This window comes from Streptomyces sp. Ag82_O1-12, assembly GCF_900182715.1.
Taxonomy (GTDB): Bacteria; Actinomycetota; Actinomycetes; order Streptomycetales; family Streptomycetaceae; genus Streptomyces; species Streptomyces massasporeus.
Genome location: NZ_FXUW01000001.1, coordinates 6,187,321 through 6,209,001, shown reverse-complemented (window position 1 = coordinate 6,209,001; position 21,681 = coordinate 6,187,321). Strand labels below are relative to the sequence as shown.

19 protein-coding genes and 1 riboswitch are annotated in these 21,681 nt (G+C 70.7%); of the genes, 12 read left to right on the top strand and 7 right to left on the bottom strand.

What is annotated here, in order from left to right; genetic code table 11:
- The first annotated feature begins 44 nt into the window (after positions 1–44).
- From QOL88_RS28615 to QOL88_RS28600, 4 genes are read left to right on the top strand one after another with little or no spacing between them, the layout of a single operon-like run.
- Positions 45–485, top strand: coding sequence for a GPW/gp25 family protein (locus tag QOL88_RS28615; RefSeq protein WP_097223223.1), 441 nt, complete (start codon positions 45–47; stop codon positions 483–485).
- Entirely contained in the window at positions 485–2,446 is a 1,962-nt protein-coding gene (locus QOL88_RS28610) for a putative baseplate assembly protein (RefSeq protein ID WP_097221089.1), read from the top strand. The genes QOL88_RS28615 and QOL88_RS28610 overlap by 1 nt, the downstream gene beginning before the upstream one ends.
- Positions 2,447–2,474: 28 nt before the next feature.
- Complete coding sequence (locus QOL88_RS28605; RefSeq protein WP_097221088.1) at positions 2,475–3,035, top strand: phage tail protein; 561 nt, start codon at positions 2,475–2,477, stop codon at positions 3,033–3,035.
- Complete coding sequence (locus QOL88_RS28600) at positions 3,032–4,585, top strand: NADase-type glycan-binding domain-containing protein (RefSeq protein WP_283445909.1); 1,554 nt, start codon at positions 3,032–3,034, stop codon at positions 4,583–4,585. The genes QOL88_RS28605 and QOL88_RS28600 overlap by 4 nt, the downstream gene beginning before the upstream one ends.
- A gap of 64 nt (positions 4,586–4,649) precedes the next feature.
- On the opposite strand, the gene QOL88_RS28595 is transcribed toward QOL88_RS28600, so the two are convergent.
- On the bottom strand, positions 4,650–6,089 hold the full coding sequence (locus tag QOL88_RS28595) for a gamma-aminobutyraldehyde dehydrogenase (RefSeq protein WP_097221086.1): 1,440 nt from the start codon (positions 6,087–6,089) through the stop codon (positions 4,650–4,652).
- A gap of 164 nt (positions 6,090–6,253) precedes the next feature.
- Here QOL88_RS28595 and QOL88_RS28590 point away from each other — a divergent pair, with 164 nt between their 5' ends.
- The 7 genes from QOL88_RS28590 to QOL88_RS28560 all read left to right on the top strand — a co-directional run bounded on the left by QOL88_RS28590 (position 6,254) and on the right by QOL88_RS28560 (position 13,289).
- Positions 6,254–6,793, top strand: a complete 540-nt coding sequence (locus tag QOL88_RS28590) for an Lrp/AsnC family transcriptional regulator (RefSeq protein WP_097221084.1) — start codon at positions 6,254–6,256, stop codon at positions 6,791–6,793.
- A gap of 19 nt (positions 6,794–6,812) precedes the next feature.
- Positions 6,813–8,174 carry an aspartate aminotransferase family protein gene (locus tag QOL88_RS28585; protein ID WP_097221083.1) on the top strand — a complete coding sequence of 454 codons (1,362 nt, stop codon included), beginning with the start codon at positions 6,813–6,815 and terminating at the stop codon, positions 8,172–8,174.
- Between the two features lie 206 nt (positions 8,175–8,380).
- Positions 8,381–9,130 carry an ABC transporter ATP-binding protein gene (locus QOL88_RS28580; protein ID WP_097221081.1) on the top strand — a complete coding sequence of 250 codons (750 nt, stop codon included), beginning with the start codon at positions 8,381–8,383 and terminating at the stop codon, positions 9,128–9,130.
- The gene (locus QOL88_RS28575) at positions 9,112–10,782 is read left to right on the top strand and encodes a hypothetical protein (RefSeq protein WP_097221079.1); all 1,671 of its coding nucleotides are present in this window, start codon (positions 9,112–9,114) and stop codon (positions 10,780–10,782) included. Before QOL88_RS28580 ends, QOL88_RS28575 begins: the two co-directional genes overlap by 19 nt.
- Positions 10,783–10,899: 117 nt before the next feature.
- The gene (locus tag QOL88_RS28570) at positions 10,900–11,307 is read left to right on the top strand and encodes a VOC family protein (protein WP_097221077.1); all 408 of its coding nucleotides are present in this window, start codon (positions 10,900–10,902) and stop codon (positions 11,305–11,307) included.
- 24 nt (positions 11,308–11,331) lie between these two features.
- On the top strand, positions 11,332–12,453 hold the full coding sequence (locus QOL88_RS28565; RefSeq protein WP_097221075.1) for an LOG family protein: 1,122 nt from the start codon (positions 11,332–11,334) through the stop codon (positions 12,451–12,453).
- A gap of 155 nt (positions 12,454–12,608) precedes the next feature.
- Positions 12,609–13,289, top strand: coding sequence for an LAETG motif-containing sortase-dependent surface protein (locus QOL88_RS28560; RefSeq protein WP_097223221.1), 681 nt, complete (start codon positions 12,609–12,611; stop codon positions 13,287–13,289).
- A gap of 286 nt (positions 13,290–13,575) precedes the next feature.
- Here the strand turns inward: QOL88_RS28560 and QOL88_RS28555 are convergent, their stop codons facing one another.
- The 4 genes from QOL88_RS28555 to rlmN all read right to left on the bottom strand — a co-directional run bounded on the left by QOL88_RS28555 (position 13,576) and on the right by rlmN (position 18,663).
- Complete coding sequence (locus tag QOL88_RS28555; protein ID WP_097221073.1) at positions 13,576–14,595, bottom strand: ABC transporter ATP-binding protein; 1,020 nt, start codon at positions 14,593–14,595, stop codon at positions 13,576–13,578.
- Positions 14,595–16,196, bottom strand: coding sequence for an ABC transporter permease (locus QOL88_RS28550; RefSeq protein WP_179879148.1), 1,602 nt, complete (start codon positions 16,194–16,196; stop codon positions 14,595–14,597). Before QOL88_RS28550 ends, QOL88_RS28555 begins: the two co-directional genes overlap by 1 nt.
- Positions 16,197–16,234: 38 nt before the next feature.
- Positions 16,235–17,272, bottom strand: a complete 1,038-nt coding sequence (locus QOL88_RS28545) for a thiamine ABC transporter substrate-binding protein (RefSeq protein WP_373559352.1) — start codon at positions 17,270–17,272, stop codon at positions 16,235–16,237.
- A 124-nt stretch (positions 17,273–17,396) separates the two neighbouring features.
- A riboswitch (TPP riboswitch) is annotated at positions 17,397–17,503 on the bottom strand.
- Positions 17,504–17,556: 53 nt separating this feature from the next.
- Positions 17,557–18,663 (bottom strand): dual-specificity RNA methyltransferase RlmN, encoded by a 1,107-nt coding sequence (rlmN, locus tag QOL88_RS28540; protein WP_031103416.1) that lies wholly within the window; start codon positions 18,661–18,663, stop codon positions 17,557–17,559.
- Positions 18,664–18,871: 208 nt separating this feature from the next.
- Between rlmN and QOL88_RS28535 the strand changes: the two genes are divergently transcribed.
- On the top strand, positions 18,872–19,612 hold the full coding sequence (locus QOL88_RS28535) for a hypothetical protein (RefSeq protein ID WP_143668898.1): 741 nt from the start codon (positions 18,872–18,874) through the stop codon (positions 19,610–19,612).
- 543 nt (positions 19,613–20,155) lie between these two features.
- On the opposite strand, the gene QOL88_RS28530 is transcribed toward QOL88_RS28535, so the two are convergent.
- Both QOL88_RS28530 and QOL88_RS28525 read right to left on the bottom strand, forming a co-directional pair.
- Positions 20,156–20,824, bottom strand: a complete 669-nt coding sequence (locus tag QOL88_RS28530) for a YdcF family protein (RefSeq protein WP_097221066.1) — start codon at positions 20,822–20,824, stop codon at positions 20,156–20,158.
- A complete protein-coding gene (locus QOL88_RS28525) occupies positions 20,824–21,615 on the bottom strand; it encodes a GntR family transcriptional regulator (protein ID WP_097221064.1) in 792 nt (263 codons plus the stop codon). Before QOL88_RS28525 ends, QOL88_RS28530 begins: the two co-directional genes overlap by 1 nt.
- Between the last annotated feature and the right edge of the window lie 66 nt (positions 21,616–21,681).

Genomic DNA, 21,681 nt, shown 5'->3' with positions numbered 1-21,681 from the left:
ACTGTGCCTGTGACTCTGACCAGGAAAGACAGGGTGTGCTTCTGATGGCCGAGCAGTTCGTCGGCTCCGGCTGGTCGTTCCCGCTGCGCATCGGGCCGACCGGCGGGATCGCCCTGGTCAGCGGGGAGCGGGAGGTCGAGGAGGCGATCCGTCTGGTGCTGTCGACCGCGCCGGGCGAGCGGCCGATGCGGCCGGACTTCGGCTGCGCGATCCACGACCTGGTGTTCGCGCCGGTCAACGAGCAGACCGCGGGCCGCATCCAGCACGAGGTGTACGTCAGCCTGGACCGCTGGGAGCCGCGCATCGAGGTCGACGACGTCGAGGTCACCGCCGGCGGAGACCAGAGCGTGCTCTACATCGACGTCCGCTACTCCATCCGCGGCACCAACAACCCGCGCAGCCTGGTCTTCCCGTTCTACGTCATTCCGTCCCACGAGGAGCCCGACGCCCCCGGCGCGGGCACCGCCCCCGAAAGCGACCGCTGATGGCCCTGCCCTCCCCCAACCTCGACGACCGCCGCTTCCAGCAGTTCGTCGACGACGCCAAGCGCTACATCCAGCAGCGCGCCCCGGAGTGGACCGACCACAACGTCTCCGACCCGGGCGTCACCCTCGTCGAGACGGTGGCCCACATGGCCGACCAGATCGTCTACCGGCTGAACAGGGTGCCGGAGAAGAACCATCTGGCGTTCCTGGACCTCGTCGGGATCACCCTGTTCCCGCCGTCCGCGGCCCGCACGGACATGACGTTCTGGCTGTCGGCGCCGCAGGAGGAGCCGGTGCGGGTGCAGGTCGGCACGGAGGTCGCGACGCTGCGCACCGAGAGCGAGGAGGCGGTCGTCTTCGCCACCGAGCGCGAACTGACGGTCGTGCCCTGCGCGTTGCGCCATCTGCTGGTGCAGCACCGGGGCGAGCCGGTGGTCGACCGGACGCACGACCTCGCCGAGGAGGACAAGGACCTGCTGTGCTTCGCCGAGTCGCCCGGCCCCGGTGACGCCATGCTGCTGGGCCTGACGGCGGCGGTGCCGCACTGCGCGGTCGCCCTGGACCTGGACAGCCGGGTGGACGGGGTCGGCGTGGACCCGCGCCAGCCGCCGCTGGTGTGGGAGGCGTGGACCGCGGACGGCTGGCAGCCCTGCGAGGTGGACCGGGACGGCACCGGCGGCCTCAACCGGCCCGGCGAGGTCGTCCTGCACGTCCCCGGCGGGCACGTGCTGTCCCGCAACGCCGGCCAGGAGGCGGGCTGGCTGCGCTGCCGCGTCACCGACCCCCTGCCCGACCAGCCCTTCTACACGACCTCGCCCACCGTGCGGGCCGCCGAGGCGTTCACGATCGGCGGCACCACCGGCGCCGTGCACGCGGAGACGGTGTACGACGAGGCGCTCGGCGAGTCCACCGGGCTGCCGGGGCAGCGGCTGCGGCTGGCGCACGCGCCGGTGGTCGGCGACGATCCGCCGGTGCTGTTGCAGACCGCCGAGCACGACGGCTGGACGGACTGGCGGGTCGTTCCGAACTTCGCGTCCTCCGGGGAGCGGGACCGGCACATCACCCTCGACGCCACGACCGGCGAGATCGCCTTCGGCCCGGCCGTGCGCGAACCCGACGGCTCCCTGCGGCAGTACGGGAGGGTCGCTCCCAAGGGCGCACCCGTGCGGGCCCGCCGCTACCGCACGGGCGGGGGCCGCGCGGGCAACGTGGCGCGCGGCGCGGTGCGGATCCTGCGCACCTCCATCCCGTACGTCTCCGAGGTCGTCAACCGCGAGGCCGCGCGCGGAGGTGTGGACGGGGAGACGGTGCAGGAGGCGAAGGTCCGGGCGCCGATCACGCTGCGCGCTCAGGAGCGGGCCGTGACCCTGCGCGACTACGAGGAGCTGGCCCGCCGCGCCGCCCCGGAGACGGCACGCATCACCTGCCTGGAGGGCAAGGAGGGCGAGCACGGGGCCTACGCGGTACGCGTCCTGGTCGTGCCGCAGGCCGTGCCCGACCCGGGCGGGCGGCTGCGCTTCGAGCAACTGGTGCCCGGTGACGCCCTGTTGGACCGCATCACCCGGCACCTGGACGAACGGCGCCTGATCGGCACCCGGTTGGCGGTGGGCCCGCCCTACTACCAGGGCGTCACGGTCGTGGCCACGGTGCACGCCTTCCGCGGCGTGGACACCGACCGGGTGCGCCGGCAGGCGCACGACGCCCTGTACCGGCACCTCGATCCGCTGACCGGCGGTGCGGACGGCACGGGCTGGCCGTTCGGGCGCCCCGTCCAGGCCGGGGAGGTGTTCGCGGTGCTGCAGCGCGTGCCGGGGGTCGAACTGGTCGACGAGGTGACCCTGCACCCCGCCGACCCGCTCACCGGCAAACGCGGCGAGCCCACGGACCGGATCGACCTGTCGGCGCCGTCGCTGGTGTTCTCCTTCGACCACCGCGTCCGGGTGATCGGGGACGGATCGTGAGGGGCCGGTTCTCGAAGGGAAGCAGCGCATGAGGGGCTCCATCGACGGCCTCGGATCCTCCGCGCCGATCGGCGGGATGCTGCCGGCCGTGTTCGCCGACGACGACCTGGCCCAGCGGTTCGTGGGCGGGCTCGACGACGTGGTCGCGCCGATCCTGAGCGTGCTGGACTGTCTCGACACCTACTTCCGCCCGTCCCTCGCCCCGCTCGACTTCACCCAGTGGCTGGGCAGTTGGGTCGGTGCGGAGACCGAGGGCGACGAACCCGAGCCGCTGCTGCGGGCCGCCGTGGCCGCCGCCGCGTATCTGCACCGCATCCGCGGCACCCGGAGCGGCCTGTCCGAGGCGGTCCGGCTGGCGTTCGGCGTGGAACCCGAGATCACGGAGAGCGGCGGCGCGTCGTGGAACGCCCGCCCGCTGGGCCCCTTCCCCGGCGACCCGCGCCCCCACCTCCACGTCCACCTGCGTCTGCCCGCACCCACCACCGCGGACCGGCACCGCCTGGACACCCTCGTGTCCGCCGCCCGGCCCGCCCACATGCCCTACACCGTCCAGGTGACCGCCACCCCCGAGAGGACCCCGCACCCATGACGACCCCCCAGAACTGCGCCGACTGCGGCACCCGCGCGCAACCGGGCCAGTCGTTCTGCGACGCGTGCGGGTCGGTACTGAGCTGGACGGACGGCGCCGCCCGCACCGCCGGGAACACCGGCCCCGACGGCGCCGCCCGCGGCTCGGGATCCGCCCGTGCCGCCGATGCGGCCGGTGGCTCGTCAGGCGCGGCAGGCACCACGCCGCCCCCGGCCCCCGCACCCGCTACACCTGCGAGCGCATCCGCACCCACCACACCCGCATCCGCACCCACCACACCCGCGCCCGCAACCGCCGCACCCGCGTCCGCCGACGCCCGCCCCGGCTGGGACGCCTTCTCCCGCCCGGACGGAGGTACGGGCCTCCCCCAGACCTCCCGGGACCGCACAGGGGCGAGCGACACAGCGCACACCACGGCGAGCCGCACCACCGCTCCACCCGTTTCCGGCACCATGGAAGAAGCGCCCGTCCGAGCCGCACAGGGCCCGGAACAAGGCACCGCCCCCGAGCGGACCGCGGACCACCACCCGGGGCCGCCCGATGGAACGCCCCACCCGCACACCGCCTCGCACCCGGCCGCCGACGACACCGCCCCGACTCAGCCCGTCCCCCCGGCCACCCACGCCCCGGACCCCTCCACCACCCAGGGCATCAACACCCGGGCCCGCAGGCTCCTCGTCCCGGTCACCGACGCCGAACCCCACCCCGCCGCGGAACCCTCCGTCGCCCCCGTCCTGCCCGGCCGCCCCGCCCCCCAGCGCCCCGAGGCCGTCCGGGCCCCCGGCGAGGAGCACGGGATCGACGGCGGCACCGCGTGCCCCTGGTGTGCCACGCGCAACCGCCCGGAGCGGCACTTCTGTGCCCGGTGCGCGATGCCCATGGCCGGTGACGGACCCGCCCCGGTCCAGCTCCCCTGGTGGCGGCGGCTCGGCCCGTTCGGCAGCCGGGAGACGCCCTGGGCGGGCGACCGTCCCCGGCTGCGCCGCACCTTCGACCGCGTCCTGTCCTGGCTGGGCATCGCGATCGTGCTGGCCCTGCTGATCGCGCTGGTGGTCAACATCCCGCAGGGCATCCAGGCCACCCGGGACCACTTCGCCAAGCGCGCCCCGGTCTCCCCGGACCGCTACAGCGCCTCGCGTTCCTACCCGGGCCACAAGCCCGAGCTGGTCTTCGACAAGCTGAACGACACCTGGTGGGGCCCGGGCGTGTCCGAGTCGGCTCAGGGCCAGTACATAGAGGCCCGCTTCGACGAGCCCACCCGGCTGCTGGACCTGGTCATCACGCCGGGCACGTCCACGCGCGCCGACCAGCTCTCCAAGTCGGCACTGCCGCACCGCCTCACGGCCACCGTCACCGGCAAGGACGGCCGGACCACCACCCGCAGCCTGACCCTCGACCAGGGAGCGGGCCCGCAGCGGCGCGCCTTCCGCGTCGGCGAGGTGACCGCCGTCCGCTTCACCATCGATTCCGCCTACGGCACCTCGGCGAAGAAGCAGGTCGCCATCGCGGAGATCGAGTTCTTCGGCCCGTCCAGCGCGAACAACACCTGAGCGCACGGCGGCCCCGGACGGATCCTGCCGTCCGGGGCCGCTCGCTCGTTCGTGTCCGGCGCGCTCACGCGTCCAGCGACGTCATCACGTGCTTGATCCGCGTGTAGTCGTCGAAGCCGTAGCCCGAGAGGTCCTTGCCGTAGCCGGACTTCTTGAATCCGCCGTGCGGCATCTCGGCGACCAGCGGGATGTGGGTGTTGATCCACACGCAGCCGAAGTCGAGCTTCTTGGACATCCGCATGGCGCGGCCGTGGTCCTTGGTCCACACGGAGGAGGCGAGCGCGTACTCGACGCCGTTGGCCCACTCGACGGCCTGCTCCTCGTCGGAGAAGGACTGCACGGTGATGACCGGGCCGAAGACCTCGTTCTGGATGATCTCGTCGGTCTGCTTCAGGCCCGAGACGACGGTCGGCGCGTAGAAGTAGCCCTTGTCGCCGACCCGCTTGCCGCCGGCCTCCACGCGCGCGTGCGCGGGCAGCCGGTCGATGAAGCCCTCGACCTGCTTGAGCTGGTTGGGGTTGTTGAGCGGGCCGAACAGCACGTCCTCGTCGTCCGGCTGCCCGGTCTTCGTCTCGGAGGCGGCCTTGGCCAGCGCGGAGACGAACTCGTCGTGGATGGACTCGTGGACGAGCACGCGGGTGGCGGCGGTGCAGTCCTGGCCGGCGTTGAAGTAGCCGGCGACCGAGATGTCCTCGACGGCCTTGGCGATGTCGGTGTCCTCGAAGACCACGACCGGGGCCTTGCCGCCCAGCTCCAGGTGGACGCGCTTGACGTCCTTGGCGGCGGACTCGGCGACCTGGATGCCGGCGCGCACGGAACCGGTGATGGAGGCCATCGCCGGGGTGTCGTGCTCGACCATCAGGCGGCCGGTGTCGCGGTCGCCGCAGATGACGTTGAAGACGCCCTTGGGGACGATCGAGCCGATGATCTCGGCCATGAGGACCGTCGAGGCCGGAGTCGTGTCCGACGGCTTCAGGACGACGGTGTTGCCCGCCGCGATCGCCGGGGCGAACTTCCACACGGCCATCATCATCGGGTAGTTCCACGGCGCGACCTGCGCGCAGACGCCGACCGGCTCCCGGCGCACGATGGAGGTCAGGCCCTCCATGTACTCACCGGCCGAGCGACCCTCCAGCATCCGCGCCGCACCCGCGAAGAAGCGGATCTGGTCGACCATCGGCGGGATCTCCTCGGAGCGGGTCAGCCCGGTCGGCTTGCCCGTGTTCTCCACCTCGGCCGCGATCAGCTCCTCGGCGCGCTCCTCGAAGGCGTCCGCGATCTTCAGCAGGGCCTTCTGGCGCTCGGCGGGCGTGGTGTCGCGCCAGCCGGGAAAGGCCTCGGCGGCCGCCGCCATCGCGGCGTCCACGTCCGCCTGCCCGGACAGCGGAGCGGTCGCGTACGCCTCACCCGTCGCGGGATTGACCACCTCGGTGGTCCGTCCGTCGGCGGCGTCCCGGAACTCACCGCCGATGTAGTTGCGCAGACGACGAAGCTCGGTGCTCACTGCCGGCCCTCCAGTTCGGATGTCCAGTACTTGAGACACCCACCCTAGTCGGCCGACCCACGTTTTCAACACCCCCAATCCCTTCGATCGTGCGGAATTCGCAGGACTCGGGGACTCAAACAACGGATTTCATCGATCCAGGCTTGCGGAAGTGTCGAGACCTCGTGCACAGTGACCTCGTGGCCAGTCGAAGCGCAGAACAGAAGGGCTCGCGGGAGTCCCGCGAGCCCTCCCGCGAGTCCAGGAACGGCAGCTCGCCGCAGCTGGACGCCGTCTCCCTCGCCATCATCGAGCAGCTCCAGGAGGACGGCCGCCGGCCGTACGCCGCCATCGGCAAGGCCGTGGGCCTGTCGGAGGCGGCCGTGCGCCAGCGCGTCCAGAAGCTGCTCGACCAGGGCGTGATGCAGATCGTCGCCGTCACGGACCCGCTCACCGTGGGCTTCCGCAGACAGGCGATGGTCGGCGTCAACGTCGAGGGCGACGTGGAGTCGGTCGCGGACGCGCTGTCGGCCATGTCCGAATGCGAGTACGTGGTGATGACCGCAGGCTCCTTCGACCTGATGGTGGAGATCGTCTGCGAGGACGACGACCACCTTCTGGACGTCATCAACAAACGCATACGGGCGGTGCCCGGAGTGCGCTCCACCGAGAGCTTCGTCTACCTCAAGCTCAAGAAGCAGACCTACATGTGGGGAACCCGATAATCGTGAGGACCCGATAGCCGTGAGCAAGGACCTCTCCCAGACCGCGTACGACCACCTGTGGATGCACTTCACGCGCATGTCGTCGTACGAGAAGGCCCCCGTTCCCACCATCGTCCGGGGCGAGGGCACGTACATCTACGACGACAAGGGCAAGCGCTACCTGGACGGCCTCGCCGGCCTCTTCGTGGTGCAGGCCGGGCACGGCCGGGTCGAGCTCGCCGAGACCGCCTTCAAGCAGGCGCAGGAGCTCGCGTTCTTCCCGGTGTGGTCCTACGCCCATCCCAAGGCCGTCGAGCTGGCCGAGCGCCTCGCCGGGCACGCGCCGGGCGACCTGAACAAGGTCTTCTTCACCACCGGCGGCGGTGAGGCGGTGGAGACCGCCTGGAAGCTCGCCAAGCAGTACTTCAAGCTGGTCGGCAAGCCCACCAAGCACAAGGTGATCTCCCGCGCGGTGGCCTACCACGGCACTCCGCAGGGCGCCCTGTCCATCACCGGCCTGCCGGCCCTGAAGGCCCCCTTCGAGCCGCTGGTCCCGGGCGCGCACAAGGTCCCGAACACCAACATCTACCGGGCCCCGATCCACGGCGACGACCCCGAGGCCTACGGCCGCTGGGCCGCCGACCAGATCGAGCAGCAGATCCTCTTCGAGGGCCCGGACACCGTCGCCGCGGTCTTCCTGGAGCCGGTGCAGAACGCCGGCGGCTGCTTCCCGCCCCCGCCCGGCTACTTCCAGCGGGTCCGCGAGATCTGCGACCAGTACGACGTGCTGCTCGTCTCGGACGAGGTCATCTGCGCCTTCGGCCGCCTGGGCACGTACTTCGCCTGCGACAAGTTCGACTACGTGCCGGACATGATCACCTGCGCCAAGGGCATGACCTCGGGCTACTCCCCGATCGGCGCGTGCATCATCTCCGACCGCCTGGCCGAGCCGTTCTACAAGGGCGACAACACCTTCCTGCACGGCTACACCTTCGGCGGCCACCCGGTCTCCGCGGCCGTGGGCCTGGCCAACCTCGACCTGTTCGAGCGCGAGAACCTCAACCAGCACGTCCTGGACAACGAGGGCAACTTCCGCTCCACGCTGGAGAAGCTGCACGACCTGCCGATCGTCGGCGACGTCCGCGGCAACGGCTTCTTCTACGGCATCGAGCTGGTGAAGGACAAGAACACCAAGGAGTCCTTCAACGACGAGGAGACCGAGCGCGTCCTGTACGGCTTCCTCTCCAAGGCGCTGTACGACAACGGCCTGTACTGCCGGGCCGACGACCGCGGCGACCCGGTCGTCCAGCTGGCCCCGCCGCTGATCTCGGACCAGTCGACGTTCGACGAGATCGAGCAGATCCTGCGCGCCACCCTCACGGAGGCGTGGACGAAGCTCTGACGCCCGTCGTTCAGATCGTCTTCCTGGATGATCAACACCGGCCCCGGTGCCGCCCGTTCGAGTGAGAAACGGCGGCCCGGGGCCGCGTGCTGTCCGGCGTCCCGCCGCCTTCTGCCTAGCGTGCCCAGTGACCGATCGGCCCTGCCTTCGTTCCCCCGCACGGGGGATGGCACGGGAACTACGGATCTGAACCGAGGTGTACGCGCATGGAGGCCCCGCCGGACAACGACGTGCTCTGGGCACGCGCCCTGCACTTCCAGCACGACGACGGCTCGCCCGCGCTCTGCGGCGTCTCGCTCGGCGTGCGCGAGGGCGAGATCCTCGCCATCGGCGGCCCGCGCGGCAGCGGCAAGACGACCCTGCTGCGGTGCCTGTCCGGCCTGGTGCCCGTGCGGCGCGGCGAGGTCTGGTTCAACAGCGTGCCCGTGCACACCATGGGTCCGCTCACCCGCGAGCGGCTGCGCCGCGACCGCTTCGGCTGGATCGACCCGGCCCCCTCCCTGGTCCCGGAGCTCAACGCCTGGGAGAACGCCGCCCTGCCCCTGATGCTGCGGGGCACCAGCCGGCGCCGCGCCAAGACGGCGGCCCTGGAGTGGCTGGAGCGCCTGGACGTCGGCGACAGCGCCCGCAAACGGCCGCACCAGCTGGTGCAGGCCGAGCGGCAGCGGGTCTGCATCGCCCGCGCCCTCGCCCCCGCGCCGTCGGTGCTGTTCGCCGACGAGCCCACGGCACCCCTGCACCGCGCCGACCGCGCCCATGTGCTGCGCACCCTCACCACGGCGGCCCGCTCCCACCGCATCACCGTCGTCCTGGCCACCCATGACGCGGAGACCGCGGCCCTCGCCGACCGCACGGTGTCACTGCTGGACGGGCGGCGCGTGCAGACGGTGCACCTGCCGCCGGTCGCCGAGCCCCGCGAGCCGGAAGGCCGGGCCGCGTGCTCGCTCTCCGTCTGACCCGCGGCGCCCACCCCGCCGTCCAGCTGCGCCGCCTGTCGGTCGCGGCGGCCTCGGCGGGCACGGCCTTCCTGCTGCTCTGCGCCCTGGGCTACGCGCTGGGCCACCCCGGCTCCCCCGGCACCGCCCTGCTGCGGCTGGCCTGGTGTGCGGCCCCGCTGGCCGCCACGGTGTACTTCGCGGTCGCCGTGGCCCGTACCGACCCCGGCACCAAGCCCCGCGCGGGCCTCTCGGCGATCGGTCTCGGCCCGGTGCGCATGATGGTCGTCTCGGCGACGACGACGGCCCTGTCCTGCACGCTGGGCGCGATGCTGGCCCTGCTCGTCTTCCTGCACCTGCGGGGCGACCTGACGGGCATGCCCTTCGACGGTGCGGCTGCCGAGTCCCTCGCCGCGGACCGCCCCCTGCCGCTGCCGGGCGCCCTGACCCTGCTGGCGCTCGTGCCCGTCGGCGCGTCGGTGGCGGTGGCGGTGGCCCTGCGTCCGTACGAGGCGAGGGCTGCCGGGCCCCGGGCGGCCCGGTTGTACGGTCGCTTCGGCGCGTACCGGCGCACCAGCACCCGCGAGACCTTCGGGGCGTACGGCCGGTTCGGCCGGCAGATCATCCGGCCCGCGAACGGCCGCGGCGCCGAGCCCGCCGCGACGAGTGGCGCCGAGCCCGCCACGAAGAGCGGTCCGCCCGCGGCCCGGGCCGGTGGATCCGCACCGGCGGCGGTCACGGGGCCCGGAGTTGCCGTGAGCGCGGTCGCGGACCCGCCGGTCCAGCCGCCCGGCCACATGCTCGAGGGCCCGGCTCAGCCGGGCGCCCCGGAGACGGTCGCCGGGGACCCGACCGGGCGCCCCTCAGCCCCTTACCCGGCCTCGCCGGCAGCGGCAGGCGCGCACGGAGCGGCCGGCGATCCCGGTCAGTGGCCCAGCCCGCGCGCCGCGGCGCCGGACACGCCCGGCGCCATCAGCCCCGCCGGGGCCCTGGCCGGGCACCCGGGCCGGCGCGAGGCGGACTCCGACGCCCCCGACGACTCCGCGGCCCCCGAAGCGGCGCTGCCGGACACCATCGCCGCCCCCTCCGGTCTCCCCTGGGGGATCACCGTGCTGGCCGCGGGCCTCGCCGTGGAGAGCTACACGAGCCGTACCTCCCCGACGCCGCCCGACCTCTCCTTCTCCGGTGCCTCCCCGGGCGTGATGGCGGGCTGGGCGCTCGCCGCCGTCGGCCTGGCCCTGGCCGGTCCCGGCCTGACCCACCTGTGCGGACGGCTGCTGCAGGCGGCCCGCCCCGGTGCTCTGCGGCTGCTGGCCGGCCGCATCCTCATGGCGGAGTCCGTCCGCATCGGACGTCCCCTGGGCGTCGTCTGCGCGGTCCTGTCCGCCGCGTGGGCCATGGCGCTGCTGCACGCCCCGGACGGGCTCTCGCTCGGCCCGCTCACCACCCTCGGCGTGCTCCTCGTGACCGGCTGCACGACGGCGACGCTCCTGACTGCCGCCGTCGAGGCCCGGCAGGCCCGCGCCGGCACCACGGCCGCACTGCTGCGCCTCGGCGCCCCCGCCACGATGCTGCGCAGTGCCGCCGCTCTGCGCGCCGTCGCGCTGCTCGCCCTGTTCGGTCCGCTCACCCTGACGGTCGCGGAACTGGCGGCGCTGCCCCTGGCGCGCTGAGCCCCGCGCCTCCGCTGGAAAACTCGTACGAAAAGAATCTCCGTACGGCGATGAGTTCCGGACCGGCCCCCGGTCTGTCCCCGCGTAACGACACGGACTTGATGGGAGCGACCTCGCATGTACCAGCAGATGATCTTCGTGAACCTGTGCACCGGCGACCTCGACGCCTCGAAGAAGTTCTTCACGGAGCTGGGCTTCACGATCAACGAGCAGTTCAGCGACGACACGACCGCCTCGGTGGTGATCAGCGAGACCATCGTGGTCATGGTGCACACCAAGGAGAAGTACCTCCAGTTCACCAAGAAGGAGGTCGCGGACTCGACGAAGACCAGCGAGGTGCTGATCGCGCTGAGCTCCGAGAGCCGCGAGAAGGTCGACGAACTGGTCGAGAAGGCGGTCGCGGCGGGCGGTTCCGTCTCGGGCGAGACCCAGGACCACGGCTTCATGTACGGCCGCGCCTTCGACGACGTGGACGGCCACACCTTCGAGGTCGTGTGGATGGACCCCGCGGCCGTCCAGGGCTGAGGTGCGCTGTGCCAGCATGGGCGGGTGCAGACGATGCCCGCCCATGCGGCCCACCATGACGACCGTGAGATAGAGACCCTCGAGGAGTTCGACGCGACCGTCTCGGCGCGCGGCACCCTCGCCGGACACCGCGTCCAGGCCGTCGACCTGACGGACCGTACGCGCGAGCTGCTCACCACGGACACCGCGGGCGCGGTCTTCCTCGGCTGCGCGATGCGCGAGGAGGCGGACGCGAAGGTCCGGGCCGACGGCGCCCTGGTCTTCCCGCCGGTCCCGGACCTGCCCTTCGACCCGTACCGCGGCCTGGTCTACTCCCCGGACGAACTCTTCGCGTCGCTGGCCGAGGGCTACGAGGCCACGCCCGACGCCCTCGCCTACGCCTGGTTCCAGCGCACCAAGGCCGACCGCGACATCTACGCGTCCATGCTGCGCTCGGTCCACGACGACTCCGTCTCGGACGCGCTCGACGAACTCCTGTCCGGAGCCCGGGTCGTGGGCGTCATGGGCGGCCACGCGATGGCCCGCGGCACCGAGGAGTACGCCGGCGCCGCGCGGCTCGGCCGGGAGCTGGCCCGCGCCGGCTTCACGATCGCCACCGGTGGCGGCCCGGGCGCCATGGAAGCGGCCAACCTCGGCGCGTACGCCGCCCCCTTCGACGACGAGATGCTCACCGAGTCGCTCGAACTCCTCGGCAAGGCACCGCACTTCACCCCGTCGATCACCCCGTGGGCCTCGGCCGCCTTCGAGATACGCACCCGCTGGCCCCAGGGCGGCCGCTCGGTGGGCATCCCGACCTGGTTCTACGGCCACGAGCCGCCGAACGCCTTCGCCTCCCACATCGCCAAGTACTTCGCCAACGCCACCCGCGAGGACGGCCTGCTGGCCAGGTCCAACGCGGGTGTGGTGTTCCTGCCGGGCGCCGCGGGGACGCTTCAGGAGATCTTCGACAACGCGACGCCCAACTACTACGAGTCGCGCGGCGAGCCGACGCCCATGGTGCTGGTGAACCGCGCGCACTGGACGGAGAAGCTGCCCGCGTGGCCGCTGCTCCGGTCGCTGGCGGCAGGTCGCTCGATGGAGGCCCGGATCGCGTTGGTGGACCGGATCGAGGAGGCGCCGGAGGCCTTGAAACGTCTCGGCGGTTAATAAGAAGGCAAAGCAAGTGCTTGCAACCTGCATATGCGTTGACACTACTTATGCGGCGCTTATAGACCTGTGAGCCTCACGGTAGTGCTGATGTTCAGTCAACACCGCCTCAGCCCCCCGCTTTAGCAATCCTGTAAAGGACAAACGTGGCAGTTCTGTCCGTATCCCGCCGCGCACGTGCCGTGCGCGTCCTCGGTGTCGTCTCCGCCTCGGCCGCGCTCGCGCTCGGTACCGCGGGCCACGCCCTCGCCTGCAACATCAGCGAGTTCTCCGCCGAGGCGAAGTGCGATGGTGACAAGGGCGTCATCACCGTCACCGACGTCGACCCCGCCGGCGTCCCGGCCACGGTCACCGTGTACCTGGAGAACAACGGCGCCGACGTGAAGAAGATCGGCGAGCAGGAGGTGAAGGGCTCGCGCGAAGGCACCACCATCACCTTCGCCGACGACTGGAAGCCGAACGCCGAGTACCGCATCCACGTCAAGGCCGACCGCTACGTGGACGAGGACATCAAGCCGAACCTCGTCACCCCGGCCACGGCCTGCAAGAAGGAGGAGGAGCCCCCGGCTTCGACTCCCCCGGCGACGCCGACCCCGTCGGCCTCCCCCTCCAAGCCGGCGGAGGAGACCGAGACCCCCGCTCCGGAGCCGTCGGAGAGCCAGAGCACCTCGCCGGCGGGCAACGCGCCCGCTCCGGCCGGTGACTCCAACCTCGCCGAGACCGGCGCCAACTCCAACACCGGCCTGATCGCCGGCATCGCGGCGGCCCTGGTCGTCGTCGGTGGCGGCGCGGTGTTCTTCGGCATGCGCCGTCGCGGCGCCAACAGCGACAGCTGACGCCCGCGCACACCGTGTCGTGGCCCGTCCCCCACCAGGGGGCGGGCCACGTCCCGTCTCACCCGAACGTCGCCCGCTCCAGCCAGAACTCCAGCAGCTCCCGCTCGCCCAGACCTCCAGCTCCGGCGCGTCCAGCGGCAGTCGGCGGTAGAACGCCAGCAGGACGGAGGTGAGCGGCCCGCGCAGCGCCACGGACCTCAACAGGCCGACCTGGTGGGCGATTTCGTCGCAGTAGCGGTCATGTGCGAGTAACGGCGTCATGCCCCGCACCCCAGGCGGCGGACGGTCAGCCGAGCACCACGATTTCGGCCGCGTCGAACTCCACGCCGACCTCGTCCCCGGTCTCCGGCGCGTCCCGCAGCGCGCACGCCGCCTCCAGGCGCGGGGCGTCCGGGGGCTGGAGGTGCACGGCGACATGGGTGCCCCGGAAGGTGCGCGCGGCCACGGTGCAGCGCAGGCCCGCGTCGGCGGGCACCAGGCGCACCCCGGCGGGCCGCACCAGCAGGGTGCGGGTGCCCTGCGGGGCGTCCTCCGGCACCGGCACCTTGCCCCACGGCGTGTCCGCGGCCTCGGCCCCCACCGTCGCCTCGACCACGTTCTCGAAGCCGAGGAAGCGGGCGACGAACGCGTCGGCGGGCCGCTGCCACACCTCGAGGGGCGTACCGGACTGGGCGATCCGCCCGTCCCGCATCACCACGACCCGGTCGGCCAGCGCGAAGGCCTCCCCCTGGTCGTGCGTCACGGCGAGCACGGTCGTGCCCAACCGGCCGAACAGTTCCCTTAGTTCGACGACCAGCCGCTCCCGCAGCGACCGGTCTAGCTGCCCGAGCGGCTCGTCCAGCATCAGCAGCCGGGGGCTCGGCGCGAGGGCCCGGGCCAGCGCCACCCGCTGCTGCTCCCCGCCGGACAGCGCGGCGACGGCCCGGCGGCCCGCGCCCGGCAACCCCACGAGGTCGAGCAACTCCTGCACCCGCTCGGCCTGTCGCCGCTTCGGCTCGCCGTGCATCCGCAGCCCGAAGGCCACATTGCCGCCCACGTCCCGCTGCGGGAACAGCTGGTGGTCCTGGAACATCAGCCCGACTCCGCGCCGGTGCGCCGGCAGACCCGCCTGGTCGTGTCCGTCGAGCATCACCCGCCCGGAGTCGAGGGGTTGCAGCCCGGCGACCGCCCGCAGCAGGGTCGACTTGCCGCTGCCGCTGGGGCCGAGCACGCACACGATCTCGTGCTCGGCGACCTCCAGATCGACGGCGTCCAGCACGGCCCGGCCGCCGAAACGGACCGTCGCCTCCCGCAGGGCCAGCAGCATCAGAACTCCCCCGTCCGGTCCGTGCGGAGCCTCTCCAGCACCAGCAGGGCCACGGCGCACACCACCATCAGAATCGTCGAAAGGGCCATCGCCTGGCCGTAGTTGATGTCCCCGGGCCGCCCGAGCAGCCGGGCCACGGCCACCGGCAGCGTCGGCCGGTCAGGCCGTGCGATGAACACCGTCGCCCCGAACTCCCCGAGCGACACGGCGAAGGCGAACCCGGCGGCGATCAGCAGCGCCCGCCGCACCATCGGCAGGTCCACCTCCCGCCACACCCGCCAGGGTGAGGCCCCGAGCACCGAGGCCGCCTCCCGCAGCCGCACGTCCACGGCCCGCAGCACGGGCAGCATGGTCCGTACGACGAACGGCACACCCACCAGCGCCTGCGCGAGCGGCACGAGGATCCACGAGGACCGCAGATCCAGCGGCGGCTCGTCGAGGGAGATCAGGAACCCGAAGCCGACGGTCACCGCGGACACCCCGAGCGGCAGCATCAGCAGCGCGTCGAAGCCGCGCACGAAGCGTCCGGCGTCCCGGCGGGTGAGCGCGATGGCGGCGAGCGAGCCGATCAGCACGGCGATGAGCGTGGCGGCGACGGCGTAGGACAGGGAGTTGCCGATCGCCTCGATCGGCGGGACCAGGAACAATCCCCCGTCCTCGCTGGTCAGAGCCCGGTAGTAGCCGAAGCCCGGCGTGTCCAGGGACCGCTGCACCAACACGGCCAGCGGCAGCACCAGCAGCACGGCGACGGTGACGAGCACCCCGCCGAGCAGCGCCCACTGCCCCGCTCCGCGCGGCCGGCGCGCGGTCACGGACGCGTCCACCAGCCGCAGCGCGGTCTCCCGCCGCCGCACCGTCCAGGCGTGCACGGCGAGGATCGCGCCCACCGCGACGAACTGGATCAGCGTCAGCACGGCCGCGGTCGACAGGTCGAAGATCTCCGAGGTCTGCCGGTAGATCTCCACCTCCAGGGTGGAGAAGGTGGGCCCGCCGAGGATCTGCACGACACCGAAGCTGGTGAAGGTGAACAGGAAGACCATCAGCGCGGCGGCGGCCACGGCCGGGGCGAGGGCGGGCAGGGTGACCTGCCGCCAGGCCTTCAGCTGGGACGCCCCGAGCATCCGCGCGGCCTCCTCCTGCCGCGGGTCGAGCTGCGCCCAGAGCCCGCCGACGGTCCGGACGACGACCGCGTAGTTGAAGAAGACGTGCGCGAGCAGGATCGCCCACACCGTGGTGTCCAGGCGTACGCCCCACAGCTCGTCGAGCAGCCCGCCCCGGCCGACCAGAGCGAGGAACGCCGTACCGACGACCACCGTCGGCAGCACGAACGGGACGGTGACGACCGCCCGCAGGGCCTGCTTGCCCGGGAAGTCGAAGCGCGCGAAGACGTACGCGCCGGGGAGCGCGACGAGCAGCGTGAGCGCGGTGGAGACCAGCGCCTGCCAGGTGGTGAACCACAGGACGTGCCGAACGTCGGACTGGGCGAGCACCTCCCCGATCCGCCCGAGGTGCCAGGTCCCGCCGGTCTTCAGGCCGCGCGCGACGATCGCGGCGACGGGGTAGGCGAAGAAGACCGCGAAGAACGCGACGGGCGCGGCCAGCAGGCCGAACCGCGCCGCCGCGCCTCGCCGCCGGGCGGCTACTTCAGTACGAGTGAGGTCCACGACTTGACCCACTGGTCACGGTGGTCGGCGATCTTCGCCGGGTCCATGGTCTCCGGGTCCTTCGCCTGCGGCCCGTACGTCACGAACTCCGGCGGCACCTGGGCGCCCTCGGTCACCGGGTACACGAACATGTTCAGCGGCATGTCCTCCTGGAACCTCTTGCTGACGAGGAAGTCCAGGAGGGCCTTGCCACCCTTGGTGTTCCTGGCGTTGCCGAGCAGCCCCGCGTACTCGACCTGCCGGAAGCAGGTGCCCTCGGCGACGCCGGTGGGTGCCGTGCTCGGCTTCGGGTCGGCGAAGACGACCTCGGCGGGCGGCGAGGAGGCGTACGACACGACGAGCGGCCGGTCGCCCTTGGCCTTCTTGCCGCCGGCCGAGCCGGAGAACTCCTCGTTGTAGGCCTGCTCCCAGCCGTCGACGACCTTCACGCCGTTGGCCTTGAGCTTCTTCCAGTAGCCCTCCCAGCCGGTGCCGCCGTACTTGGCGGCGGTGCCGAGCAGGAAACCGAGGCCGGGTGAGGAGGCGGAGGCGTTCTCGGTCACCAGCAGGTTCTTGTACTGGGGCTTGACCAGGTCGTCGAAGCTCTTCGGCGGTTCCAGCTCGTGGTCGGCGAAGTACTTCTTGTCGTAGTTGACGCAGATGTCGCCGGTGTCGACGGGCGTGACCCGGTGCTTGTCCCGGTCGACGCGGTACTCGGCCTTGATCGTGTCGGAGCCCTTCGGCTCGTACGACTGGAACAGCCCGTTGTCGAGCGCCCGCGAGAGCAGCGTGTTGTCGACGCCGAAGAAGACGTCGCCCTGCGGGTTGTCCTTGGTCAGGATGGCCTTGTTCACGGCCTGCCCGGCGTCGCCGTCCTTCAGGACGTCGACCTTGTAGCCGGACTGCTTCTCGAAGGCCGCGAGGACGTCCTTGGACACCGCCCACGAGTCGTGGCTGACGAGCGTCACGGTCTTGGAGTCACCGGACCCCTGACCGCCGTCGGACGATCCGCACGCGGCGAGCGTGCCGGCCATGCCGAGCCCGACCACGACAGCCGTCAGCCGCTTCTTCTTGTTGCTCACTGGATTCCTCCTGGAGTGACCAGGAGAAGACGCGGCCCTGCCCGGGACTTCCGTGGTCCCGGGCAGGGCGCAACAGCTCGAGTGGTGACCGATCTCCCTACCCAGAATGACCTGGGCCAGGTTCGGAGGGTCTGCGGCCGTGTGCCGCACTCTCAGCGCTGTGGCGCTCCCCTGTCGGAATATGCAGATGTCGAATACGAGGGTGCCGATATGAAGATGTGCTTACGACGGTCAGACTACCGTTCGGTGGCCGCGAGCTGACCACACGCCCCGTCGATCTCCTGACCACGGGTGTCCCGGATCGTCACCGGCACACCATGGGCGGCGATGGCCTCCACGAACGCCTTCTCGTCCTCGGGCCGGGATGCGGTCCACTTCGACCCGGGCGTCGGGTTCAGCGGAATGAGGTTGACGTGCACGGGCCTGCCCTTGAGCATCCGGCCGAGCCGGTCACCACGCCAGGCCTGGTCGTTGATGTCCCGGATCAGCGCGTACTCGATGGACAGCCGCCGCCCGGACTTCGCGCTGTACTCGAAGCCGGCGTCCAGCACCTCACGGACCTTCCAGCGCGTGTTCACCGGCACGAGGGTGTCGCGCAGCTCGTCGTCGGGCGCGTGCAGCGAGATCGCGAGGCGGCACTTGAAGCCCTCGTCGGAGAACCGGTGGATGGCCGGGACGAGCCCGACCGTCGAGACGGTGATGCCGCGCTGCGAGAGGCCCACCCCGTCGGGCTCGGGGTCGGTGAGCCGCCGGATGGCGCCGGCGACCCGGTTGTAGTTGGCGAGCGGCTCGCCCATGCCCATGAAGACGATGTTGCTGAGCCGCGCCGGGCCTCCGGGCACCTCCCCGTCCCGCAGCGCCCGCATGCCGTCCACGATCTGGTGCACGATCTCGGCGGTGGAGAGATTCCGGTCCAGTCCCGCCTGCCCGGTCGCACAGAACGGGCAGTTCATCCCACACCCGGCCTGCGAGCTGATGCACATGGTCACCCGGTCCGGGTAGCGCATCAGCACGGACTCGACGAGCGTCCCGTCGAACAGCCGCCACAGCGTCTTGCGTGTGGTGCCCTGGTCGGTCGACAGATGCCGCACGACGGTCATCAGCTCGGGCAGCAACGCCTCCCGCAGCTTCCCCCGGGCACCGGCCGGAATGTCCGTCCACTGCTCCGGATCATGCGCGTACCGCGCGAAGTAGTGCTGCGAGAGCTGCTTGGCACGAAACGGCTTCTCCCCGACAGCGGCTACGGCCTCCTTGCGCTCGGCAGGAGTGAGATCGGCAAGATGCCGCGGCGGCTTCTTGGCTCCGCGGGGGGCTACGAAAGTGAGTTCTCCGGGTGCAGGCATAACCCATCCAGTGTGGCAGATCATCGCCGGGAGCCCAGGCCGGAGCGGGGTGGGGGTGGTCACCTGCGGGTGCCGTCTGTCAGCTTTGGTCGGCCTCGGACGGCCCAGGGACGGCCCAGGGCCTCGGCGGCCGCGGCCACAAGGGAAACATTTCAGTACGCCTAAAACCCGTGCACGTCGAGCACCTGCTACACCTATGCTGTTTACCATGGGAGCTGCGAGCACTTTTCGGTGGGTGGATGCAACATTTCCAGATACCTACGTCGATGGCTCCGGTCGGGCCGGAATGAGCACCGAGGAGGTTGATTTCAAAGACCGCGCCGAGTCATCGCATGCGCATGCAGACTACAGGATCAAGAACCACCAGAATGCGTACGACAGAATCGATGCCATACTCGCACTTAAGCGGTCAATGGAGACCCGCTTGAATCATCTGGATTCGCTGTACGGATTCAAGCAATACCCGGAGCACAAGAGACTCGGATGGATGGGACTTCTAGAGCAATGGGGTGTCATCCGCAAACGCATGTTGCAGCGAATGAGGCAGCTACGCAATGCCGTTGAGCATGACGGGGCAGAGCCACCAAGCCTCGATGAGTGCGAAGACTATGCCGAGGTGACGTGGTGGTTCCTACGAGGAACATCGCCACTCTTGGCGCCGCTCGACATGATTGACTACAACGGCGCTGGCCACGGATCCGTAACCTACTCTTACAATCCGCTGGAAATCAAGCTGTGGATTGACTTGGCGCCAGAAATGGTCTCAGATTCACCACAGGCAGGTTGGGCGAAGATAAAAATTGCACCGAAGGAATTGAGGAAAGGGAAGAGGAATAGGCTGTTGACGGAGGAGTCCGCCCCCTCCGACCTGTGCAGTATCGAGGGAATCGTCGCGGACCCCGAGTCCGCCTATCCATTCTTGCGGAACGCATTTCTCCAACTGTTGTGAACATGAGATCAAACCCACGTCAACTCGCGAAACGCCAACATCCACCACTCACCCCAGCTCCCATCCCGTCTGCCGTCGACCCACACACCGTGGAGCGGGCGTGGTCCCTGGCGTCCAGGTGGAGCGCGCCACTGTACGAACGACCTGGACGCCAGGGACCACGTCTGCTCGGCTCTGCCTGGGTCGACGGCAGGCGGGATGGGAGCTCCCCGCGCACGCCACTACTCGGCCGGCACTCGCGGACGGCGCCCCCGCCATCTCGGAGCCTGAGCGCCCCCGCCGGAGGCATGCTTTGAGCGTTGCCGCGCTCCGCGGTCTCTACTCATGACCCGGCCTGTTTCACATGTGGGCGCGCGTCGGCGCAGCCCGCCGGAGCGGGCCGAAGGCAGGAGCGGCGGCGGAGCGGAGCCGGGAAGCGCGCCCGGCGGAGCGGAGCGCAGCCGGGGCTTGATGAGGTAGAGAAACTCGTAACAGCTCGGGCGTGGCCGGTCGGGGCAGGAGCATCCCTCGCGGCGAGAGTGCCTGCCTGGCGCCGAGTTGATGTCAGGTGGAAGCCTTGCCAGTGGTGGTGAGGAGCCGACTGGTGAAGCCTTCGTGGCAGAGCCGCTCGAACGCCTGACGTACGTCCTCCGGCACCGGCTGGCTGATCATGAACCCTTGCTCCGGGTAGATCAGCAAGCGCTGAAGCGCGCCCACAAGCATGTCGATGACCAGCCGTTCATCCCCGATGGAATCGACGTAGTCGTCGAACGTCATCGGGGTCGAGGCGCTTACCACCTCGACCTCCGGCCAGAGCTTGCGCGCCGTCGCGTACGAGCGCCTCTCCTCATACGGCTTGCTGATCAGGAGCACGGAGGACACCTCGACTCCGGCCTCTTCGAGCAGAGCTTTGGACAAGCGGATGTTCTCGCCGGTGTTGCGAGCGTGCTGTTCTACCAGCACCGCGGAGGTGGGAACGCCGAGTTCAAGAGCCCGCTCGCGGTAGTGGACTGCTTCACCCCTCGGCATGCGCTCTCGAGTCGTGGGGCTGGTGGCTCCCGTGAACACAAGCAGTGGGGCCATGCCTCGCCTGTACAGCTCCACTGCCGTATCGGCCACACCCAGGTCGTGGCTGCCCAGGCCGATCGCGACAGAACACGGCCGTGGGGTGTGGCCCATCTGGTGGTAGTCCCACAGGCGTCGTGCGTCGGCCCGTGCCTGTGTCGAGATCATTACTGTCCCTTCTCGCCCTTCGCTGAGTCCGGAACCTTGAAGTCGTACTCCCAGGCGAAGCGCGAAGCCGCGTGAACACCGATGGCGAACTCGACCACTGTGTCAGATGCCGTGTAGGTCGTTCGATGCAGCTCGACGACCGGTTCACCCGGCGGTAGTTGCAGGAGCTTCGCCTCGTCGGACGTGGCGGCCCGGGCAAAGAGCCTTTCCTTCATGTGGTCGATCTCGTACCCGGCGTCGTACAGCACCCGGAAGCCGCCGCCCTTGCCGGCCGGTCCCGGAGTCGGGTCCACCAGCCGGGTGCCCTCGACATGCTCGGGTCGGTAGTAGCTGGTCAGGGTGTGCGTCGGCTGGTCGCCTTCCTTCACAAGTCGCGCGCGCGCGTACACCTCCGCTCCTTCAGGCAGGCCGTGTGCAGCTGCGACTGCTGGCGGGGCCTCGATGAGGCTGACTGTCTGGGACTGCTCGTTCCGGCGGTAGCTGCGCCCGGAGGCCACGCGATCCGCGATGAACGCGACCTCGTCGCCGTCTCGCCACTTGGCCTTGTCGTACCGGGCGATTCCGAGCCGCTTGAGCGGAACCTGTTGCCGTACGACGGTGCCGTGCCCCCGAGACGAGGTCACCAGGCCCTCGGCCTCAAGAGCCTTGTAGGCCGCATGGACGGTGGACTTTGAGCCCACACCCTCTGCGACTAGCTCCCTGATCTGCGGAAGGTGCTGGCCTGGCGCGTACTCGCCCCTCTTGATCTGCTCAGCCAGCTTGTCCGCCAGCTCTCGCCACTTGGGCGTCATCGCGTGACTCCTCTCTTCGAAAGCCAGTCAAACACAGTCCCAGGACTGTTGACAGTCCCGGGACTG

Bases quoted from the DNA above. Each gene is read 5' to 3' on its own strand.
- QOL88_RS28555 (WP_097221073.1), bottom strand. From the start codon at position 14,595: ATGCTGCTGGCCCTGCGGGAGGCGACGGTCCGTTTCGGCGGCCGGGCC.
- QOL88_RS28580 (WP_097221081.1), top strand. From the start codon at position 8,381: ATGGAGGCCCCGCCGGACAACGACGTGCTCTGGGCACGCGCCCTGCAC.
- QOL88_RS28545 (WP_373559352.1), bottom strand. From the start codon at position 17,272: ATGGCCGGCACGCTCGCCGCGTGCGGATCGTCCGACGGCGGTCAGGGG.
- QOL88_RS28570 (WP_097221077.1), top strand. From the start codon at position 10,900: ATGTACCAGCAGATGATCTTCGTGAACCTGTGCACCGGCGACCTCGAC.
- QOL88_RS28615 (WP_097223223.1), top strand. From the start codon at position 45: ATGGCCGAGCAGTTCGTCGGCTCCGGCTGGTCGTTCCCGCTGCGCATC.
- QOL88_RS28600 (WP_283445909.1), top strand. From the start codon at position 3,032: ATGACGACCCCCCAGAACTGCGCCGACTGCGGCACCCGCGCGCAACCG.
- QOL88_RS28605 (WP_097221088.1), top strand. From the start codon at position 2,475: ATGAGGGGCTCCATCGACGGCCTCGGATCCTCCGCGCCGATCGGCGGG.
- rlmN (WP_031103416.1), bottom strand. From the start codon at position 18,663: ATGCCTGCACCCGGAGAACTCACTTTCGTAGCCCCCCGCGGAGCCAAG.
- QOL88_RS28525 (WP_097221064.1), bottom strand. From the start codon at position 21,615: ATGACGCCCAAGTGGCGAGAGCTGGCGGACAAGCTGGCTGAGCAGATC.
- QOL88_RS28610 (WP_097221089.1), top strand. From the start codon at position 485: ATGGCCCTGCCCTCCCCCAACCTCGACGACCGCCGCTTCCAGCAGTTC.
- QOL88_RS28530 (WP_097221066.1), bottom strand. From the start codon at position 20,824: ATGATCTCGACACAGGCACGGGCCGACGCACGACGCCTGTGGGACTAC.
- QOL88_RS28535 (WP_143668898.1), top strand. From the start codon at position 18,872: ATGGGAGCTGCGAGCACTTTTCGGTGGGTGGATGCAACATTTCCAGAT.